This window comes from Pseudomonas sp. AL 58, from assembly GCF_036348395.1.
Lineage (GTDB): Bacteria > Pseudomonadota > Gammaproteobacteria > Pseudomonadales > Pseudomonadaceae > Aquipseudomonas > Aquipseudomonas defluvii.
Window position 1 is genome coordinate 375,248 of record NZ_JAZBQR010000003.1, and the last position, 20,017, is coordinate 395,264.

Annotated in this window: 18 protein-coding genes; 12 read left to right on the plus strand and 6 right to left on the minus strand. The window is 61.1% G+C overall.

Translation table 11 applies throughout. The features are described from left to right. The first annotated feature begins 22 nt into the window (after nt 1–22). From parE to UIA24_RS04710, 5 genes are all read left to right on the plus strand, one after another. On the plus strand, nt 23–1,927 hold the full coding sequence (gene parE / locus UIA24_RS04690; RefSeq protein WP_065758735.1) for a DNA topoisomerase IV subunit B: 1,905 nt from the start codon (nt 23–25) through the stop codon (nt 1,925–1,927). Further along, a complete protein-coding gene (locus UIA24_RS04695) occupies nt 1,924–2,910 on the plus strand; it encodes an esterase-like activity of phytase family protein (protein WP_177442389.1) in 987 nt (328 codons plus the stop codon). Before parE ends, UIA24_RS04695 begins: the two co-directional genes overlap by 4 nt. Beyond that, entirely contained in the window at nt 2,907–3,425 is a 519-nt protein-coding gene (locus UIA24_RS04700; protein ID WP_065758737.1) for a retropepsin-like aspartic protease family protein, read from the plus strand. Before UIA24_RS04695 ends, UIA24_RS04700 begins: the two co-directional genes overlap by 4 nt. 10 nt (nt 3,426–3,435) lie before the next feature. Beyond that, the gene (gene parC / locus UIA24_RS04705; protein ID WP_065758738.1) at nt 3,436–5,694 is read left to right on the plus strand and encodes a DNA topoisomerase IV subunit A; all 2,259 of its coding nucleotides are present in this window, start codon (nt 3,436–3,438) and stop codon (nt 5,692–5,694) included. A gap of 174 nt (nt 5,695–5,868) precedes the next feature. After that, nucleotides 5,869–6,579 (plus strand): PqiC family protein, encoded by a 711-nt coding sequence (locus tag UIA24_RS04710; RefSeq protein ID WP_065758739.1) that lies wholly within the window; start codon nt 5,869–5,871, stop codon nt 6,577–6,579. Nucleotides 6,580–6,899: 320 nt separating this feature from the next. On the opposite strand, the gene UIA24_RS04715 is transcribed toward UIA24_RS04710, so the two are convergent. Then, nucleotides 6,900–8,402, minus strand: coding sequence for a histidine kinase (locus UIA24_RS04715; RefSeq protein WP_330522296.1), 1,503 nt, complete (start codon nt 8,400–8,402; stop codon nt 6,900–6,902). A gap of 135 nt (nt 8,403–8,537) precedes the next feature. On the opposite strand from UIA24_RS04715, the gene serB reads away from it, so the two are divergent. Continuing rightward, nucleotides 8,538–9,752: a phosphoserine phosphatase SerB gene (serB, locus tag UIA24_RS04720; protein WP_065758741.1), complete on the plus strand. Its 1,215-nt coding sequence runs from the start codon at nt 8,538–8,540 to the stop codon at nt 9,750–9,752. Nucleotides 9,753–9,818: 66 nt separating this feature from the next. On the opposite strand, the gene asd is transcribed toward serB, so the two are convergent. From asd to UIA24_RS04735, 3 genes are read right to left on the minus strand one after another with little or no spacing between them, the layout of a single operon-like run. Then, complete coding sequence (gene asd, locus UIA24_RS04725) at nt 9,819–10,682, minus strand: archaetidylserine decarboxylase (protein ID WP_065758742.1); 864 nt, start codon at nt 10,680–10,682, stop codon at nt 9,819–9,821. A 9-nt stretch (nt 10,683–10,691) separates the two neighbouring features. Then, on the minus strand, nt 10,692–11,507 hold the full coding sequence (locus tag UIA24_RS04730; protein ID WP_065758743.1) for a rhodanese-like domain-containing protein: 816 nt from the start codon (nt 11,505–11,507) through the stop codon (nt 10,692–10,694). 46 nt (nt 11,508–11,553) lie between these two features. After that, nucleotides 11,554–13,089, minus strand: coding sequence for an HDOD domain-containing protein (locus UIA24_RS04735; protein WP_330522297.1), 1,536 nt, complete (start codon nt 13,087–13,089; stop codon nt 11,554–11,556). 131 nt (nt 13,090–13,220) lie between these two features. Between UIA24_RS04735 and motA the strand changes: the two genes are divergently transcribed. Both motA and motB read left to right on the plus strand, forming a co-directional pair. Beyond that, a complete protein-coding gene (gene motA / locus UIA24_RS04740) occupies nt 13,221–14,072 on the plus strand; it encodes a flagellar motor stator protein MotA (RefSeq protein WP_065758745.1) in 852 nt (283 codons plus the stop codon). 3 nt (nt 14,073–14,075) lie between these two features. Next, on the plus strand, nt 14,076–15,095 hold the full coding sequence (gene motB / locus UIA24_RS04745; RefSeq protein WP_330522298.1) for a flagellar motor protein MotB: 1,020 nt from the start codon (nt 14,076–14,078) through the stop codon (nt 15,093–15,095). Nucleotides 15,096–15,171: 76 nt separating this feature from the next. Here the strand turns inward: motB and rsgA are convergent, their stop codons facing one another. Next, the gene (gene rsgA / locus UIA24_RS04750) at nt 15,172–16,203 is read right to left on the minus strand and encodes a small ribosomal subunit biogenesis GTPase RsgA (protein ID WP_330522299.1); all 1,032 of its coding nucleotides are present in this window, start codon (nt 16,201–16,203) and stop codon (nt 15,172–15,174) included. Between the two features lie 93 nt (nt 16,204–16,296). On the opposite strand from rsgA, the gene orn reads away from it, so the two are divergent. Both orn and UIA24_RS04760 read left to right on the plus strand, forming a co-directional pair. Further along, on the plus strand, nt 16,297–16,839 hold the full coding sequence (gene orn, locus UIA24_RS04755) for an oligoribonuclease (RefSeq protein ID WP_330522300.1): 543 nt from the start codon (nt 16,297–16,299) through the stop codon (nt 16,837–16,839). A gap of 101 nt (nt 16,840–16,940) precedes the next feature. After that, the gene (locus tag UIA24_RS04760; RefSeq protein WP_065758749.1) at nt 16,941–17,552 is read left to right on the plus strand and encodes a trimeric intracellular cation channel family protein; all 612 of its coding nucleotides are present in this window, start codon (nt 16,941–16,943) and stop codon (nt 17,550–17,552) included. On the opposite strand, the gene queG is transcribed toward UIA24_RS04760, so the two are convergent. Continuing rightward, nucleotides 17,553–18,635: a tRNA epoxyqueuosine(34) reductase QueG gene (gene queG / locus UIA24_RS04765; RefSeq protein WP_330522301.1), complete on the minus strand. Its 1,083-nt coding sequence runs from the start codon at nt 18,633–18,635 to the stop codon at nt 17,553–17,555. A 63-nt stretch (nt 18,636–18,698) separates the two neighbouring features. Here queG and UIA24_RS04770 point away from each other — a divergent pair, with 63 nt between their 5' ends. After that, nucleotides 18,699–19,559 (plus strand): NAD(P)H-hydrate dehydratase, encoded by an 861-nt coding sequence (locus tag UIA24_RS04770; protein WP_330522302.1) that lies wholly within the window; start codon nt 18,699–18,701, stop codon nt 19,557–19,559. Next, complete coding sequence (gene tsaE, locus UIA24_RS04775; protein ID WP_102052356.1) at nt 19,547–20,017, plus strand: tRNA (adenosine(37)-N6)-threonylcarbamoyltransferase complex ATPase subunit type 1 TsaE; 471 nt, start codon at nt 19,547–19,549, stop codon at nt 20,015–20,017. The genes UIA24_RS04770 and tsaE overlap by 13 nt, the downstream gene beginning before the upstream one ends.

Sequence of the window (20,017 nt, forward strand, 5' to 3'; positions counted from 1 at the left end):
CTACGAATGACGACGAGAACCCATGGCCAATCCCAGCGCTAGCGCCTATAACGCAGACGCCATCGAAGTCCTCTCCGGCCTTGACCCTGTGCGCAAGCGCCCGGGCATGTACACCGATACCAGCCGGCCGAACCACCTTGCTCAGGAAGTCATCGACAACAGTGTCGACGAGGCCTTGGCCGGGCACGCCAAGTCGGTTCAGGTAATCCTGCACGCCGACCATTCTCTGGAAGTCTCGGATGACGGTCGTGGCATGCCGGTGGACATCCACCCTGAAGAAGGGGTCAGCGGGGTCGAGCTGATCCTGACCAAACTGCACGCGGGCGGTAAGTTTTCCAATAAGAACTACCAGTTCTCCGGCGGTTTGCATGGGGTCGGTATTTCGGTGGTCAACGCCTTGTCCAGCCAGGTTCGGGTCAAGGTCAAGCGTGATGGCAACGAGTACCAGATGACCTTCGCCGACGGCTACAAGGCCAGCGAGCTGGAAGTGGTCGGTACGGTCGGCAAGCGCAACACGGGTACCAGCGTCTACTTCGCGCCCGATCCAAAGTACTTCGACTCGCCGAAGTTCTCCATCAGCCGCCTCAAGCATGTGCTCAAGGCCAAGGCGGTGTTGTGCCCGGGGTTGCTGGTCAGCTTCGAGGACAAGGCCAGTGGTGAGAAAGTCGAGTGGCACTACGAAGACGGCCTGCGTTCCTACCTGGTCGACTCGGTCAGCGACTACCTGCGTCTGCCGGACGAACCGTTCTGCGGCAGCCTGGCCGGTAACAAGGAAGCCGTGGACTGGGCCTTGCTGTGGCTGCCCGAAGGCGGCGACAGCGTTCAGGAAAGCTACGTCAACCTGATCCCGACCGCCCAGGGCGGTACCCACGTCAACGGCCTGCGTCAGGGTCTGCTCGACGCCATGCGGGAGTTCTGCGAGTTCCGCAACCTGCTGCCGCGTGGGGTCAAGCTGGCGCCTGAAGATGTCTGGGAGCGCATTACCTTTGTGCTCTCGATGAAAATGCAGGAACCGCAGTTCTCCGGGCAGACCAAGGAACGCCTGTCCTCACGCGAGGCGGCTGCGTTTGTCTCCGGCGTGGTCAAGGATGCCTTCAGCCTGTGGCTCAACGCCCACCCAGAGCTGGGCATGCAACTGGCCGAACTGGCGATCAGTAACGCCGGGCGTCGCCTCAAGGCGAGCAAGAAGGTTGAGCGCAAGCGTGTCACTCAAGGGCCGGCCCTGCCCGGCAAGCTTGCTGACTGCGCCGGGCAGGACCCGATGCGCGCTGAACTGTTCCTGGTCGAGGGTGATTCGGCAGGCGGCTCGGCCAAGCAGGCACGGGACAAGGAGTTCCAGGCGATCCTGCCGTTGCGCGGGAAGATCCTCAATACCTGGGAGGTCGATGGTGGTGAAGTCCTGGCTAGCCAGGAAGTGCACAACATTGCAGTCGCCATTGGTGTCGATCCAGGTGCCAGTGACATGAGCCAACTGCGTTACGGCAAGATCTGCATCCTGGCCGACGCCGACTCCGACGGCCTGCATATCGCCACCTTGCTGTGCGCGTTGTTCGTTCAGCACTTCCGCCCGCTGGTCGAGGCGGGCCATGTCTACGTCGCCATGCCGCCGTTGTACCGGATCGACCTGGGCAAGGAGATCTACTACGCCCTCGACGAGGCGGAGCGCGATGGCATTCTCGATCGCCTGGTCGCCGAGAAGAAGCGTGGCAAGCCTCAAGTGACGCGCTTCAAAGGTCTGGGTGAGATGAACCCGCCACAACTGCGCGAAACCACGATGGACCCAAACACCCGGCGCCTGGTTCAACTGACGCTGGATGATTTCGCGCAAACCAGCGAGATCATGGACATGCTGCTGGCCAAGAAGCGTGCGGGCGACCGCAAAAACTGGCTGGAAACCAAAGGGAATCTGGCCGAGGTCATGGCTTGATTCGTTCGCTGTTGGCGAGCGTGCTGCTGCTTTTCGCCTTGCCGACGCTGGCTGCGCCCTGGCCGGAACTGACACTCCAGGCCGAGCATCCTGTCGACGGCATGCGTGGCGGCAACCTCTCGGGCCTGGCCTTGTGTGGCAAGGACCTGTGGGCGATTTCGGATCGTGATGATGACCTGCTGTACCGCCTGGACACCTCGGCGCCCGTCTGGCAGTCCATCGCTAGCACGATGGTGTTGCCCCCTGCGCCGAACAGCGCATTGCCTTGGGGAGTGCGCATGCGTAATTGGGCTGCGTCCTGGGTACGGGGTGGCTCGATTGATTTCGAAGCCGTGAGCTGTGACGCCACTGGCAACAAGTACCTGGTCAGCGAGGCCCATGCGGCCGTACTTCAGGTGCCGGTTGATGGTGCGCCAAACTGGTTGAAAATTGACCCCGGCGTTATTCGTCAGGCCCGTGGCAGTGGCATGCTGCTGCACTTCAATGCCTTGTTTGAGGGGCTTGCCGTCAACCCGTCCGGTGACCGTATCTGGCTGGCTGCCGAGCGCGAAAGGCGCGGTCTGCTGTTGATTAAACGACAGCAGACGACCTGGGACTGCAATGGCGGTTGTGTATTGCTCAGTGAAGGCGGGGCTGAACTTCAGCCGGCGCAGATGCCCAACGCGAAAGCCTGGGAGCGTGATTTTGCCGACCTGGCGTTGTTCAATGACAAGCTGTTCACCCTGGAACGCAATGCGTTTCGAATCTGCCGCCGAGACCCGGCCACGGCTGTGGTCGAGCGCTGCTGGTCGTTTGCTGCTGAAGCTTTGACGGAGCCGCGTCGCTATTCACAACCCTTCGGCCTGGCTGAAGCGTTGGTGATCGACGCTGAAGGTGCCTGGGTAGGCCTGGATAACAATGGTGGCAGCCGTGCCGATGGCGAAAGCCGCCCGATCGTCTGGCGTTTTGCTGCGCCCAAGGACGGTTGGAGCGCCAAGCCATGAGCCAGGCCCCGGGCAAGCGTGCCGGTCGGGTGTTCCTGATACTGGCGTGGGCCGCCGGTCTGTTTCTGGCGACACGCTTTTTCGGGCAGTGGGAGCAGCGTCAGGAAAACCCGAACAAGGTCGTCAGTTCGGTGCGGGGCGAGGATTACATCGAGGTGCAACTGGTCGGTAATGGCCAGGGTCACTTCGTCGCCGATGGCCAGATCAATGGTCAGGCGGTGCATTTTATGCTGGATACCGGGGCGACCGATGTGGCCATCCCCGAGCGTCTGGCAACCCGGCTCGGTCTTGAGCGCGGCGCTCCGGTCACCCTGAGCACTGCCAATGGCCGTACAGAGGGTTACCGCACGCGGCTGGACGAACTGCAGTTGGGCGATATTCGCTTGCTCGATGTGCGTGCCCTGGTGGTGCCGGGGCTAGGCGGCGAGCAGGTGCTGTTGGGCATGAGTGCCCTGAAACGACTTGAATTTACCCAGCGCAGCGGCACCTTGCTGCTGCGCCAGACCTTGAAATGATGAGGCCCGCATGAGCGACTCCCTTGATCTCAGCCTCGATGGCGTAGAGCGCCGGTCACTGGCTGACTTCACCGAACAGGCCTACCTCAACTACTCCATGTACGTGATCATGGACCGTGCGCTGCCACATATCGGCGATGGCCTGAAACCGGTGCAGCGACGTATCGTCTATGCCATGAGCGAGCTGGGGCTGGACGCTGACGCCAAGCACAAGAAATCGGCACGTACTGTTGGTGATGTACTCGGCAAATTCCACCCCCATGGCGATTCGGCCTGTTATGAAGCCATGGTGTTGATGGCCCAGCCGTTCAGCTACCGCTACACACTGGTCGATGGCCAGGGTAACTGGGGGGCACCGGATGATCCGAAGTCCTTTGCCGCCATGCGTTACACCGAGGCACGCCTGTCGCGTTACTCCGAAGTACTGCTCAGTGAGCTGGGCCAGGGTACCGCCGACTGGGTGCCAAACTTTGACGGCACCCTCGACGAACCTGCCGTGCTGCCAGCACGTTTGCCGAACATTCTGCTCAACGGTACCACCGGTATCGCAGTGGGCATGGCGACTGACGTGCCGCCACACAACCTGCGCGAAGTGGCCAGTGCCTGTGTGCGGCTGCTCGATGAGCCGAAGGCGACCGTCGAACAGCTGTGTGAGCATATCCAGGGCCCAGACTATCCGACCGAGGCGGAAATCATTACGCCACGGGCCGACCTGCTGAAAATCTACGAAACCGGTCGGGGTTCGGTGCGCATGCGCGCGGTCTACCGCATCGAGGATGGCGATATCGTCGTTACCTCGTTGCCGCATCAGGTCTCCGGCGCCAAGGTGCTGGAGCAGATCGCCGCGCAGATGCAAGCCAAGAAGCTGCCGATGGTGGCCGATCTGCGGGACGAATCTGACCATGAAAACCCGTGCCGGATCGTGATCATCGCCCGCTCCAACCGGGTCGACCTCGACGAGTTGATGCAGCACCTGTTTGCGACCACGGATCTGGAGTCCAGCTACCGGGTCAACATGAACATCATCGGCCTTGACGGTCGCCCTCAGCTCAAGAATCTGCGGGCGCTGCTCAGCGAGTGGCTGGAGTTCCGGGTTGGTACTGTGCGTCGTCGTCTGCAGTTCCGCCTGGACAAGGTCGAGCGGCGCCTGCATCTGTTGGAAGGTTTGCTGGTGGCGTTCCTCAACCTGGATGAAGTGATTCATATCATCCGCACCGAGGATCAGCCGAAGGCTGCGCTGATCGCCCGTTTCGGCCTGACCGAAACCCAGGCGGAGTACATTCTCGAAACCCGCCTGCGCCAACTGGCGCGGCTGGAAGAAATGAAAATTCGCAATGAGCAGGACGAGTTGGCCAAAGAGCAGGCTCGCCTGATCGCCTTGCTGGGTAGCGAATCCAAGCTGCGCAAGCTGGTGCGCACGGAACTGATCAAGGATGCCGAGACTTACGGCGATGATCGCCGCTCGCCGATCATCGAGCGTGCCGAGGCCAAGGCCCTCTCGGAAAACGAGTTGATGCCGACCGAGCCGGTTACCGTGGTGCTCTCGGAGAAGGGCTGGGTGCGTTGCGCCAAAGGTCACGACATCGATGCAACGGGGCTTTCCTACAAGGCCGGCGATGGTTTCAAGACTGCCGCTGCGGGGCGTTCCAACCAATTCGCGGTATTCATCGACTCGACAGGCCGCAGCTATTCGGTGGCGGCTCATACCCTGCCGTCGGCGCGGGGGCAGGGAGAGCCGCTGACCGGCCGACTGACACCGCCGCCAGGGGCTACTTTTGAGTGCGTGCTGCTGCCTGACGATGACGCGCTGTATGTGATCGCTTCCGATGCCGGCTATGGCTTTGTGGCCAAGGGCGAAGACCTGCAGGCCAAAAACAAGGCGGGCAAGGCGCTGCTCAGCTTGCCGAATGGTGCCAAGGTCATTGCGCCGCGTGCGTTGGCCGACCGTGAGCAGGATTGGCTGGCAGCCGTCACGACCGAAGGTCGGTTGCTGGTGTTCAAGGTCAGCGACCTGCCGCAGTTGGGCAAAGGAAAGGGCAATAAAATCATTGGTATTCCAGGTGAGCGGGTTGCTAGCCGCGAAGAGTACGTCACTGATTTGGCGGTCGTTCCTGAGGGTTCAACCCTTGTATTGCAGGCCGGCAAGCGTACCCTGTCTCTCAAGGCTGATGACCTGGAGCACTACAAGGGTGAGCGAGGGCGGCGCGGTAGCAAGCTGCCACGTGGTTTCCAGCGGGTTGACGCGTTGCTGGTCGAGAGCCTTGGCTAGTGTGCTCGTGGGCCGCATACCCGGCTTTTTTGGTCGGGTATACGGCACAAATGCTGGAGTCGGGCCGCATATTCGCGGATGATAGGCGCCTTGTGGTGCCCAGGTAGCTGGGTGCCCGAGTGAATTTATGTGTATCACTGCGGTGAGCCGAGTGGCGACCGCCTGGATGGGATGATGACTTTTCTGCGCCTTCCATTTGTTCTACTGCTGGCAGGGGTATTGGGCCTGGCTGGCTGTAGCATGCATCAACCGGTTGCGCTGTATCAGCTCGACGATGGTCAGCCTGAGCAGCCTAAACAGGCGGGCGGCATGGCCGTTGTGCTGGGGCCGGTGTCGGTTGCTGATTACTTGCAACGTGAAACCTTCCTGCAGCGTCAGGCGGATGGCAGCCTGACTGCTGCCACCGATGGTCGTTGGGCAGGCAGCCTGTCGGCTGACATCGATCAACTGCTGGTACGTCAGTTGGCCTGGCGTCTGGACAGCCATCGCGTCGTGCTGGCGCCGGCCACCTCGGGTTTCAGCCCTGACGTGCAAGTGCTGCTGTCGATCACACGTCTGGATTCAGGCGTGCATCAGCCTGCCATCCTGGATGCCCAGTGGCGTTTGATTGACCGTCGTGGCAAGGTTCGTGACAACCGTATCATCCACCTTGAGGAACGGCATCTGGGTAGCTCTGCTGATCAGGTCAAGGCTCAGGGTGTGTTGCTGCAGCGATTGTCTGAGCAGTTGAGCGCTGCGCTCAAACCGCTGGCCAATCAGCCGCCTGTGGTCGAAGAAACACCACGCAAGGCTGCTCCTGTGCAGGTGCGCAAGGAGGGGCCTGAAAAGTCGAAGATCCCGCTGGCTTCGCCAATCCGCACCGAAATGGAAGTGTTCCGCTTCTGAAGAACGAGCCCGCAGCGATGCGGGTTCAGGCTGTCGATGCTGCGCACTTACGGGTGCCCATGCTGACGCCATCGCAGGCAAGCCTGCTCCCACAGGGAAATGTAGCGTTCTGCGCGGCCCCCTGTTGGCTTGCCAACGATGCAGGCGCTGCGCACTCGCTGGCACCGCGCTGATGCCATCGCAGGCAAGCCTGCTCCTACAGGAAATTCGGTGTACTGTGCGGATCCCTGTGGGAGTTGGCTTGCCAACGATGCAGTCGCCTCGCACTCACTGACACCCGTGCTGACGTCATCGCAGGCAAGCCTGCATCGCTGGGTAGGCTAGTTCTTGACGCGGCTTTCGTGCATGCGCGCAAGCTGGCGTTCCAGCATCGATGGATAAGGTTCCATCAGTCGCTCGACACAGCAGGCCCCTTCAGGGCTGGCGATCGGGCGAATGCGGGCGCGCTGGCGAATCAGGGCGTCGTCGCTGATCTTGCGTTCGACCAGTAACAAATTGCGGCTGTGCTGGGACAAGGCCAGGGCATCCTGGGCCTTTTCGGTCAGCAGCAGGTCGATCTGGCTCAGGCCATGCAGGCCTTCACCCAACACCAGACCCAGCTGCAGTTGCAGGGTGATGCCGCTGTCCGCGACCTCGATCTGCAGTGCATGGCCGAGTGCGCGCAGCAGTTCGCCGCAGCAAATGGCGTTGGTCAGGTAGTCGTCACCGCTGTCCTGGCGGTGGAACAGCATCAGGGTGCTGCCGTCATTGAGTGTCTGCACTTCGCCTTCATACAGCGAGGCGGCCTGGTCGAGGCAGTCGCGGTAGCGTTCCAGCAGTTCAGTCAGGCGCGCGCGCGGCAGGCGACGCAATTGTTCCTGCGAGCCCAGTTGTATAGCCAGAACCGCACTGGCCTGTGGTGGGCGTGCCACTGCTTGCTGGGCTGGACGAGCGACATCGGTGTCATCATGCAGGTCGGCGAACGCCTCGTCGTCCTCGTCCTCGTCCACGACAGCTCGGACGGTAGGGTGTGCAATGGCTGGGGTTTCGTCAAAGCTTGGGTCGCGCAGATTACGAACTTCAAATGTCGGTTCGTCTGCCTCGCTTTCCAGCGAGTCGTCATCCTCTGCTTCTGGCTCTACCTCACGTGGCGGCGGCGCGAAGCGGGCATGCAGTTGGCGCGCCAGGTCGCCAATCTCGTCCTGGCGCTCAGTGGCCGGGGTGAATTCATTCAGGTCACGCAGCCATACGCGCAGTTGCAGCAGCGGTGTGGAGATGAAACGCCCCAGACGAAGGCTCAAGGCCAGTGCCAGTGCCAGCAGGATACCGGCCAGAATGCCCATGCTTTGCAGGCTGATGGTCAGCGGCTGCTGAAACTGGCTCATGTCCAGGCTGATGCGCAGTTGCCCTGCCGTCACGTCCTGGAAGGTGATTTTGGTCTGGTAGAGGCCTTCCGCTTCGCCCAGCAGGCCGTTTTTCGGGCGCTGGCCAGCCTCGGCCAGAATCCGGTTATCGACGCTGTAGATGGCCGCGTGGGCCACCAGCGGGTTCTTCACCAGGTTGCCCAGCAGCACGTTGAGACTGAGGATGTCGTTGGACACCAGCAGTTCGGTAGCCGAGGTGGCCGTCTGGGTCGTCAGGCTCTGGCCCAGGGCATCAGCCTGTTCATGCATGGCTTCCTTGAACTGCAGGCCCATCACAACGGCATAGATCACCAGTGCCAAGGCGACCAGGAAGACGTTATGGCAGGCGATCCGCAGCGCCAACGGTACTCGGCGCTGGCGCAGGGCACGAAAGATCAGCAGGAAGAAGTTGTCGGTTTTTACAGGCGTAGGCCGGTTCACAGAGCGCGGCTCTTTATGTCGGTTAAGTTGCTGCGCAGTATAGCGAGCAGCTACAGGGCGGCAAAGTATCGGCGGTGCCCGATAGTCAGTGAAAGTCGGTAGAATGCGCTTTTTTTCAACGAGTCGGAGCCCGTCTTGCGCGAAATCGTCCTGATCAACATCACTGGTGAGGACCGTCCGGGTCTCACCGCCGCCATCACCGGTGTCCTGGCGAGGAGCGGTGTGAACATCCTCGATATCGGTCAGGCGGTGATTCATGACACCCTGTCCTTTGGCATTCTGGTCGAAATTCCAGAAAGCGAGCATGCCTCTTCGGTCCTCAAGGACATCCTGTTCGCTGGCTACGAGCTGGATCAGCAGGTGCGTTTTACGCCGGTTTCCGAAGCCGATTACCAAGCCTGGGTAGAGGGTCAGGGCAAGCCACGGCATATCGTTACGTTGCTGACCCGCAAGGTAACCGCTGAGCAAGTGCAGCGAGTGAGCGCGATTACCGCGCAATACGGCCTGAATATCGACCACATCGACCGTCTGTCCGGCCGCGTTGCGTTGGATACGCCGGTGGAAAAGAGCAAGGGTTGCATCGAGTTCTCGGTACGTGGCGAACCCGCCGACCCCCAAGCCCTGCGCGCCGAATTTCTCAGCGTGGCTCAGGAGCTGAACGTCGACATCGCTTTCCAGCAGGACTCGCTGTTCCGCCGTAACCGTCGTCTGGCGGTATTCGACATGGACTCCACCCTGATCGAAGCCGAAGTTATTGATGAGTTGGCCAAGGCTGCGGGTGTGGGTGAGCAGGTCTCGGAGATCACCGAGCGCGCGATGCGCGGCGAGCTGGATTTTCGGGCCAGCTTCAAGGAGCGCCTGGCGTTGCTCAAAGGGCTGGATGTCAGCGTGCTGGATGAAATCGGTGCGTCGCTGCGTTTGACCGAGGGTGCCGAGACCCTGTTTGCCGAGCTCAAGCGCCTGGGCTACAAGACCGCCATCCTGTCCGGCGGCTTCACCTACTTCGCCAAGCAGTTGCAGGCCCGTCTGGGTATTGACTATGTCTATGCCAACGAGCTGGAAGTCGTCGATGGCAAGGTCACCGGTGTGGCGGTAGAGCCGATTGTCGATGCACAGCGCAAGGCTGATCTGCTGACCGAGCTGGCACGCAAGGAAGGCTTGCAGATGGAGCAAACCATTGCCGTGGGCGATGGTGCCAATGACCTGCCAATGCTGGCCATTGCAGGGCTGGGTGTTGCGTTCCGGGCCAAACCGTTGGTCAAGCAGTCGGCCAAACAGGCGATTTCGACATTGGGCCTGGATGGTGTGTTGTACCTGCTGGGCATGCGTGACCGCCACGGTCGTGGCTGATCACGCTGCTGGTTAGCCCCGCATGACATGCGCCCCCGGCCTGGGGGCGCATGTCTGTCTGTAGCGTCAGGCTTGTGCAGGCAGTGCCAGGCCTTGGCCCATCCGTACAGCAGAACCTGCTGTCAGCTCTTCGGCCCATTTCACTTGATCCTGACCGAACAGCACGATAGCGGTCGAACCCAGTTTGAAACGTCCCAGCTCCGCACCCTTCTCCAGGTGGATCGGCGCACGTGCGGCGTCGTCGTAGCGGAAGGTTTTCAGCTCGCGCTTCGGCGGAGTCACCAGGCCCGCCCAAACGGTTTCGATCGATGCCACGATCATTGCACCCACCAGCACCACGGCCATCGGGCCACGTTCGGTGTCGAACAGGCAGACCACGCGTTCGTTACGGGCAAACAGCTCCGGTACGTTTTCGGCGGTAGTCTGGTTGACCGAGAACAGGCGACCCGGTACGTAGACCATCTCGCGCAGTGTGCCGGCCAGTGGCATGTGCACGCGGTGGTAGTCCTTCGGCGACAGGTAGATGGTGGCGAACTGGCCGCCCATGAACGGCGCAGCAAGTGCTGGATCGCCGCCCAGTAGCTCCAGGGCGCTGAAGCTGTGGCCCTTGGCCTGGAAAATGCGTCCGTGCTCGATAGGGCCGAGCTGGCTCACAGCACCGTCGGCTGGGCAGAGAATCGCCCCTGGAGTTGTGTCCAGCGAGCGTGCATCCGGTTTCAGCGCGCGGGTGAAGAAGGCGTTGAAGTGCTCGTAGGCGGTCACGTCTTCGACCAGCGCTTCACTCATGTTGACCTGGTAGCGTTTGGCGAACCATTGGGTGAACGCATTCTTGAACCAGCGCACGCGGCACTCGGCAATACAGCCTGCCAGGCGCGAAAGCAGGTGATGCGGCAGCAGGTACTGGCTGATGATGAACAAGCGGGATTTCATTGGGTTTCCTTAAACTTCTACAGGCGTGTCCGGATGGTTGCCCCATTCGCCCCACGAGCCGGCATACGCCTTGACCCGCGGGTAGCCGAGGGCCTTGGCCACCAGGTAGGTAAAGCCGGAGCGGTGGTGTGTCTGGCAGTGGGTAACCACTTCCTTGTCTTTGCTGATGCCCAGTTGCTCGAGGATCTGTGGCATGTCTTTGCGGATACGCAGGGCATTGTCGGTGTCCATGCCCTTGGTCCACTCGAAATTGACCGCACCGGGGATATGTCCGCCCTTGGCGGCGAGGACCTTTTCACCGCTGTATTCCAGTTGGCTACGCGCATCCCAGATTGCCAGGTCGGCTGCGCCGAGGCGGCTTTGCAGGTATTCGCGGGTGGCTGTCGGTGCGTCGTTCAGGCGCAGGCTGACCGGGCCGCCAGCGCTGGCCGGCACATCGGTGGACAGGGCCAGGCCTGCCCCATGCCAGGCATGCAGGCCACCATCCAGGTAGTGGTAACGCGTGTGGCCGATTACGTCCAGCAGCCAGATGAAGCGCCCGGCCCAACCGCCACCTTCGTCGTCATACACGACGTAGACGGCATTGGGGTTATGCCCGAGCTCGCCGAAGAGCTTTTCCAGGTCAGCTTTGGCCGGCAGCAAGCCTGGCGCTGGAGGCTGACCCAATTGCGTGCGCTTGGGATCAACGAAGCGCGCCCCCGGGATATGTCCACTGCCGTAGCGGTTGACGCTGGTCAGATCGACCAGAATCAGCTCCGGGGCCTCAAGGCGAGCCTGCAGGTCAGCGGGCTCGATCACCAGGGGCAAGCCAGAAAAGTCAGTCATCCAGGGTCTCCACGTCGAAAGAGAGGGGGCGATTGTAGCGCATGGGTCAGGCACTGCGATTGCTGAAGTTGTTCAGGGCGCGTTCGATGCATTGCGCGGTCTTGCCGAAGGCTTGCACGCTGATTTCCGAGAAGGGCGCGCCGCCTTGGTCGGCCACCAGCAGCATGACGACCCGGCCATGGCTCGACAGCGAGCGCAACAGCACGTGACTGCCCTTGAACAGGCTGCGCAGGCTGGCCGGCAACAGTGCAGAAAACTGCGCGTTGTTTTCCGGGGTCAGGCGCAGTTGGGCTGACTGAGTCAGCAGGCGTTGCAGCACTTTGCTCTGATCGATCTGCAGGTTCAGGCTGGCAGCCTCTTTGGCCAGGCCGGCAATTTGATGAACGCGCAGGTGGGTCAGGTTCTTGTCGGTCATCAGTAGCATCACCCGCTGCATGCCGCAGGCGAGCAGCGCGTCCCGGGCGTGAGTCGTCAGGTGCATGGCGTTGGTGAAGGGGCTGGGTTCGGCCAGCAGTTCGGCGCAGTACTTGCGCCAGGCACCCAGTGCCTCGGTTGACGGCGGCGCCGCTGGCAACAGGCCGCGCGGGATACGGCGTGCCTCCCACGGCCAGATCAATGCTTCCGCCGGGTGGAACAGGTCGGCGTCTGCGTGGCTGCGGGCACTGCTGGCGGCGTGTTGGTGAATCTGCTGCTGTACCGCGTCGATAGGTTCTTGCAAGTACAGGCTGATCAGGTACTCCCAGCGAACGTTGTGCGGGCTGGTCCAGGCCACCTGGGCCGACAGCGCCAAACCATTGGCCAGTAGCACCGTGTTGGCCGGCTGGTTGAACCAGCGTCGCAAACCGGGATCATCGTCCAGTTGCTGTTGTTGATGCAGCGGGTCGTCATCACGCGCAATGTGGGTGACCTTGGCCAGCAGTTCGCGCTCCTCCTGCAGCAAGTGATAGCCCTGAGTGACCCAGTTTGGCAGGCGCCAATGATTGGCCAGGGCCTGGAAGATGGCGAGCAGGCGCACACCGAACAACTCGTGCTCAACGGCTGTTGATGACTCGCTCTTGTGGACAACCCGCACTTCCCATTCTTCAAGCAACTTGGGGTAAGTGATTGCCAGAGGCCAGAGCGGTGACAGAAACAGCAGGCTGCCCCAGTGGATTTCCTGCCACAGTCGCGCCAGTCGATTGGCGAACAGGCCATTGGCTTGCGTGCAGGCATGCTGGCTGACCATCTGCAACTGCCGCAGGGGTTGCGGGATCTGCGCCTGATCCAGGGTGGGCAAGCGCTCAAGCAGTTCTTCGGTACGCTTGAGGCCCAATCTGTTCAGGGCGATTTCCAGGCTCTCGGCCGGTTCACTCATGCTCGAATGAGTGTGTTGATTAGCCTCGCGAATCACGCTCAGCACCAGCGCTGGGCTGCCCTGCATCAGCTCGGCAATGTCACGTAACGAGCTTCGGTTGTCGCTGATTGCCGCACGAACCCGTGCATGGCTGTCGCGGGGTACCGGAAGGCGAGCGCTGTCTAGAAGCCTGACCCAGGCATCGAGTGTTTTTGGGATTTTATTTGGCACGATAGTTTCATTAGGCATGCTGTAGGGCGCCTGAACTGGCTTTTCGCCTTGACTGGCTATAGTCTGGCGCAGAAGTGCCGATAAGTAGAAGAAGAGTTTTCGAGCTTCCGCCCCCCCGACCCTGACCACGACAGTAAGTGCTTTAAACTATGGCTAAAATTATCGGCATCATCGTCGTATTCGCGAGTGTGCTTGGCGGATATGTGCTTTCTCACGGCAAAATCGCTGCGTTGATTCAGCCTTTCGAAGTGCTGATCATCGGGGGTGCTGCATTCGGTGCGTTTTTGCAGGCCAACCCTGGCCATATGACCATGCACGTGGTCAAAAAATCGTTGCAGATGTTCAGCACGCGCTTCACCCACACCTTTTATATCGAGGTGTTGGGCCTGGTCTACGAGATCCTCAACAAGAGCCGTCGTGAAGGCATGATGGCGATTGAGGCCGATATCGAAGACGCGGCGGCCAGTCCGATTTTTGCCAAGTACCCGGCTGTGCTCAAGGATGAACGCATGACCGCGTACATCTGCGACTACCTGCGCATCATGTCTACCGGCAACATGGCTCCCCACGAGCTGGAAGGCCTGTTCGACATGGAATTGCTGAGCCTTAAGGAAGAGCTTGAGCATCCGTCGCACGCGGTGACGGGTATTGCCGACGGTATGCCGGGTTTCGGTATCGTGGCTGCCGTACTGGGTATCGTGGTGACCATGGCCTCGCTGGGTGATGGCGATCAGAAATCCATCGGTCTGCACGTGGGCGCGGCGCTGGTCGGTACCTTCTTCGGTATTCTCGCGGCCTATGGTTTCTTCGGTCCACTGGCCAATACGCTGCGTCATGACGCCCGTGAAGAACTCAATGTCTACGAGGCCATCAAGGCTTCGCTGGTCGCCTCGGCGTCGGGCATGCCGCCATCGCTGGCTGTAGAGTTCGGTCGCAAGGTGCTGTTCCCGTCGCATCGTCCGAGCTTCGCTGAGCTGGAACAAGCGGTTCGCGGTCGCTAAGCCATGGAGAACAATCAGCCCATTATCGTCAAGCGCGTCAAACGCTTTGACGCTGGCCATCACGGTGGCGCCTGGAAGATTGCGTTCGCCGACTTCGCGACGGCGATGATGGCGTTCTTTCTGGTGCTCTGGCTGCTGTCGACGGCCACGCCGGAACAGAAGCTTGCCATCGCTGGCTACTTCAAGGACCCGATAGGGTTCTCTGAAAGTGGTACGCCGTACATTATCGACCTGGGCGGTTCGCCTCAGTTGGCCCCTGAAAAGACTATCAACCCTGAGGTGAAGTCCGAGCCAACGCCTGACACCAGCATTCAGCTGGATAAGGACAAGGTCGAAACCATGGCCGAACAGGTTGAGCGTGAGCGTCTGGAGTTGTTGCTGCAGGAGCTGCAAAACAAGGTCGAAGAAAACCCGCAGCTACAGAAATTCAAGGATCAGATCCTCTTCGAGATTACCCAGGACGGCCTGCGTATCCAGATCATGGATGCGGAAAACCGGCCTATGTTCGATTTGGGCAGTGCGCGCTTGCAGCCTTATTTCGAAGATATCCTGCTGGCCATGGCCGATACCATCAAGGCCGTACCGAACAAGATCAGCATCAGTGGCCACACGGATGCCAAGCCGTTCGCCGGTACGGGTGATTTCGGTAACTGGGAGCTTTCTGCCAACCGTGCCAACGCCGCTCGGCGTGCGCTGGTGGCGGGTGGTTACCCGGACACCCAGGTCGCTCGGGTAGTGGGTTATGCGTCGTCGTCGCTGTTTGATCGCGCTAACCCGTTCAATCCGGTTAACCGTCGTATCGACATCATCGTGCTGACCAAGAAGGCCCAGCGAGCGATGGAGGGTGAGCAGGCGCCTGCCGCGCCGGAAGGCACTCAGCCAGGTGTTGCACCGGTTTCGCCGGGCGGCTCCAGCGGTGCAACTGCGCCAGAGCCCGAGCCTATGCAGCCACACGAGCTGCGCCAGAAGCTGAATATCTTCGAGGATGGTGTGTTGAAGATGGACGAGCCGGGCAAGCGTTAAGTCCAAGGCACTCAAAACGCCCGCGCAGAGCGATCTGCGCGGGCGTTTTGCTGTGTGCTGACGGGCTCGTTATTGCTTAGTAGCTGTCTTGCGGCAAGCTGGCAATGATCGAGCGGTAGCTGTTCATGCGCTGCTGCTGGATGCGCCCGTCTTCCAGTGCCTTGAGCAGGGCGCAGCCGGGTTCGCGATCATGCTTGCAGTCGCGGAAGCGGCAGGTGCCGAGCAGGTCATTGAACTCGATAAAGCCCGACTCGACATCAGCGCGGCTGACATGGCCCAGGCCGAACTCACGGATACCCGGTGAGTCGATCAGTTCGCCACCCCCGGAGAAGTGGAAGAGGCGGGCGGTCGTCGTGGTATGGGTGCCTTGGCCTGACCATTCGGACAGCGCGCCAACACGGGCTTGCACCTCGGGTAGCAGGCTGTTGACCAGCGATGACTTACCCACCCCCGACTGGCCGACGAACACACTGATATGGCCGTCGAGTTGGGACTGCAACTGTTGCATGCCGTCGCCATGGTGGGCCGAAACCTCCAGCAGCGGGTAACCCAGTTGCCGGTACACCGCCAGCAGTGCATTGAGTGCCGGGGCGTTCTGTTCGTCGATCAGGTCGGCCTTGTTCAGCAGGAGCAAGGGGCGAATACCGGCGTGTTCGGCGGCTACCAGGTAGCGGTCGATCAGGTTGGCATGCGGTTCGGGCATTGGTGCGAAGACGATCACGATCAGGTCGACGTTGGCCGCCACCGGTTTCAGCTGGCCGCGCGAGTCTGGGCGGCACAGTTCGGTGCTGCGCGGCATCTGCGCCACGATAACGCCAATGCCCTGGTTGCCTGCGCGCCAGACGACGCGGTCGCCGGTTACCAGTGCGGGCAGGTTCGCGCGCAGGTGGCAACGAAAGACCTGGCCGACCTGTTCGCCGTCCTGGGCCTCGACTTCAACTTGTACGCCAAAGTGGGCGATTACCAGGCCCAGTTGCTCGGGCCCCAAGTCGCCACCTTCGAGTACCTCCATGGCCTGTTGTTCGCGTTTGGCGGCGCGTGCAGCGCGTTCGCCCTGGATTTTTTCGATACGCCAGTTCTGGCGACGATTGAGCTGGCGTTTGGCCATGAAGGTTCCGTGCGGGAGGCAATATTAAATCGGTCTGGAGTTTAGCATGCTCCACTAGGCTAAACTGCGTAGCTACGTTGAGGAGCACACTGTATGCAGAACCCCCAGAACCTGATCTGGATCGATCTGGAAATGACCGGTCTGGACCCTGATCATGATGTCATCATCGAGATGGCCACGATTGTCACCGACAGTGACCTGAATACCCTGGCTGAAGGGCCGGTCATCGCGATCCATCACAGCGATGAGGTGCTGGCGCGCATGGACGAGTGGAACACTCGCACCCACGGCGCTTCGGGCCTGACTCAGCGCGTGCGTGAGAGCAAGGTCGACATGGCCGCCGCCGAAGCACAGACCCTGGCCTTCCTCGAGCAGTGGGTGCCGAAGGGCAAGTCGCCGATCTGTGGCAACAGCATCTGTCAGGACCGCCGCTTCCTCTACCGCCACATGCGTGAGCTGGAAAACTATTTCCACTACCGTAATCTCGACGTCTCAACCCTGAAGGAGCTGGCTGCACGCTGGGCGCCTGAGGTCCGCGACAGTTTCAAGAAAGGTGGAACCCATCTGGCACTGGACGACATCCGCGAATCCATTGCCGAGCTGCGTCACTACCGCGAGCACTTCATCAAGTTCTGATGCGGCGTGCACCCGGGGTGTGCGGATTATCCTCCGTGCGCCCCCTTTTGGTGCCGCGGGCAACTGGGTAGACTGCGCGCCCCTTTGCTCGGATCTGCACCATGTTGTTGATGCTCTACTTGATTGCAATCACCGCTGAAGCCATGACGGGTGCGTTGTCGGCCGGTCGTCGCGGCATGGATTGGTTCGGCGTGGTGCTGATCGCCTGCATTACCGCACTGGGCGGCGGCTCGGTGCGGGATGTACTGCTGGGGCATTACCCGCTGACTTGGGTCAAGCACCCCGAGTACCTGGTGCTGACCAGTGTTGCGGCGCTGGTCACTATCTTCATTGCCCCCTTGATGCGCCACTTGCGTTCGCTGTTCCTGGTGCTTGATGCGCTGGGGTTGGTGGCCTTCACCCTGATTGGCTGCATGACCGCTCTGGAAATGGGCCAGAGCTTTTTGGTTGCATCGATCAGTGGGGTCATTACCGGGGTCTTCGGCGGCATCCTGCGCGACATCTTCTGCAACGACATCCCACTGATATTCCGTCGTGAGCTCTATGCCAGCGTCTCTTTCGCAGCGGCCTGGTGCTACCTGGCCTGTGTTGCGCTGGAGTTGCCAGGCGAGCAGGCCATTCTGCTCACCTTGTTCGGCGGCTTCCTGTTGCGCCTATTGGCCATTCGCTTTCACTGGGAAATGCCCAAGTTCCATTACAACGACGAGCAATGATCAAACCGACAGGGGTGACAACCGCTCGGCATGTTGCCTTAGTGCCCACTCGACGTGCTCGCGTACCAGATCGGAAGGGTAGTCGCGACGCGCCTTGAGGGCTTCCAGCACGGGAATGCTCGAGGGTGCGTTGCCCAGGCCCACGGCAAGGTTGCGCAGCCAGCGCTCATAGCCGGCCCGGCGCAACGGCGAGCCCTCGGTGCTGGCCAGGAATTTTTCTTCATCCCAGAGAAACAGTTCGGCCAACTCGGCGTTGTCCAGGTTGTGTCGCGGTTTGAAGTCGCGCTCTTCGGTTGGGCGAGCAAAGCGGTTCCAGGGGCAGACAATCTGGCAGTCGTCGCAACCGAATACCCGGTTGCCAATGAGGGCGCGCAGGTCTTCGGGGATGGCGTTTTTCAGCTCGATGGTCAGGTAGGAAATGCAGCGTCGGGCATCCAGTACATAGGGGCCGACGAAGGCTTTGGTCGGGCAGATATCCAGGCAGGCACTGCAGCGACCACAATGCTCACTGGCCTGTGCCGGGTCGACGGGCAGTGGAATGTCGACGAACAGTTCGGCAAGGAAGAAGTAGCTGCCGGCCTTGCGGTTCAACAGCAGGGTGTTTTTGCCGATCCAGCCGAGCCCGGCCTGCTCGGCGATGGCTTTTTCCAGCACCGGGGCACTGTCGACAAAGGCGCGAAAGCCAAAGGGGCCAATAGCCTGCTGGACACGCTCGGCCAGTTGCTGAACGCGCTTGCGGACCAGCTTGTGATAGTCGCGGCCCAGGGCGTAGCGGGAAATGTACGCTTTTTCGGGTTGTGCCAGGCGCTGTGCCATCTGGGTGTCGCCTGGCAGGTAGTCCATGCGCAGCGAAACCACCCGTAGCGTACCGGGCACCAGTTCCTCAGGGTGCGAGCGCTTGCTGCCGTGGGCGCCCATGTAGTCCATCTCGCCGTGGTAACCGGCTTCAAGCCAGCGCTCCAGGTGTTTTTCATGCTCGCCAAGTGCCACCCCGGCGATGCCGACATGGGCAAAGCCAAGCTCGCGGCCCCATTCCTTGATGGATTGGGCCAGGGCGGGAAGATCAGTGACAGGAACAGGCATGCTAAACAAGGCAATCAGGACTCAGGTGCGTATAATTCTGCCAGACATCGGAGCCCAGTACGCATGCCGCATACCAAACACATCGCAAAAGACGTGCTGACGCTTGAGGGCGACAGCCTGCCGCTGCTGGCAGCACGACCCGTTGATGCACATAAGGGCCAGTTTGGTCATGTGCTGGTAATCGGCGGGGATCGCGGCACCGGCGGTGCCGGGCTTCTGGCGGCAGAGGCAGCCCTGCGCTGTGGTGCCGGGCTGGTTTCACTGGCGACCCGTGGTGAACACCTGGCTGCAGCGCAGGCGCGGTTGCCGGAAGTGATGAGCCTGGGTGTGCAGTCGGCCAGCCAGTTGATGGCGCCGTTGTCACGTGCCTCGGTGTTGGTGGTGGGGCCAGGTCTGGGGCAGGCGGCTTGGGGTCGTAGCTTGTTGTCAGCCCTTGTTGATGTGGGGTTGCCGCAGGTGTGGGATGCCGATGCGTTGAACCTGTTGGCGCGCTCGCCCTTGTCGGTGCCCGCCCATAGCATTCTGACCCCGCATCCGGGTGAGGCCGCACGTTTGCTGGGTATCGCCACCGAAGCGGTGCAGGCGGATCGGGCCGGGGCGGCGCGCAAGCTGGCGCGCAAATATGCGGCGGTGTGCATTCTCAAGGGCGCCGGCAGCCTGGTTGCTGCTCCGGATGGTCATCTGGCCCTGTGTCAGCATGGGCATCCGGCCATGGCGACAGCAGGCTTGGGTGATGTGCTCAGTGGTGTGCTGGGGGCACTGCTGGCGCAGGGAATGGCACCATGGCAGGCCGCCTGTCTTGGTGTTTGGTTGCATGCCCGTGCCGGAGAGCGGCAGGGTGAAAAAGGGCGTGGCCTGGCGGCCAGTGACCTGATTCCAGAGATTCGTCAGTTGTTGGAGGAGCATTCAGCGTGTCAGGTGTAACCCTGTTTATGGCCGATGAGCAGGCCATGGTCGATTTCGGCGCACGTATTGCCGAGGTGACTGAAGGTCGTGGCGTGATCTTTCTCGAGGGCGACCTCGGGGCGGGCAAGACTACCCTGTCGCGCGGCATTATCCGTGGGCTCGGGCATCGTGGCGCGGTGAAAAGCCCGACGTTTACCCTGGTTGAACCCTATGAGATAGGTGACAAGCGCGCCTTCCACTTTGACCTGTATCGTCTGGTCGATCCCGAAGAGCTCGAGTACATGGGCATTCGTGACTATTTTGATGATGACGCCTTGTGTCTGTTGGAGTGGCCCCAAAAGGGGGCGGGCATTTTGCCAAAGCCTGACCTGACCATTACCATAAGCCCACAAGCGGGCGGTCGTTCGCTGAACCTGTTGCCGCAGGGCTCGCGCGGCGAAGCCTGGTGTGTCGCTCTGGCCTTGGAATTCAAATAG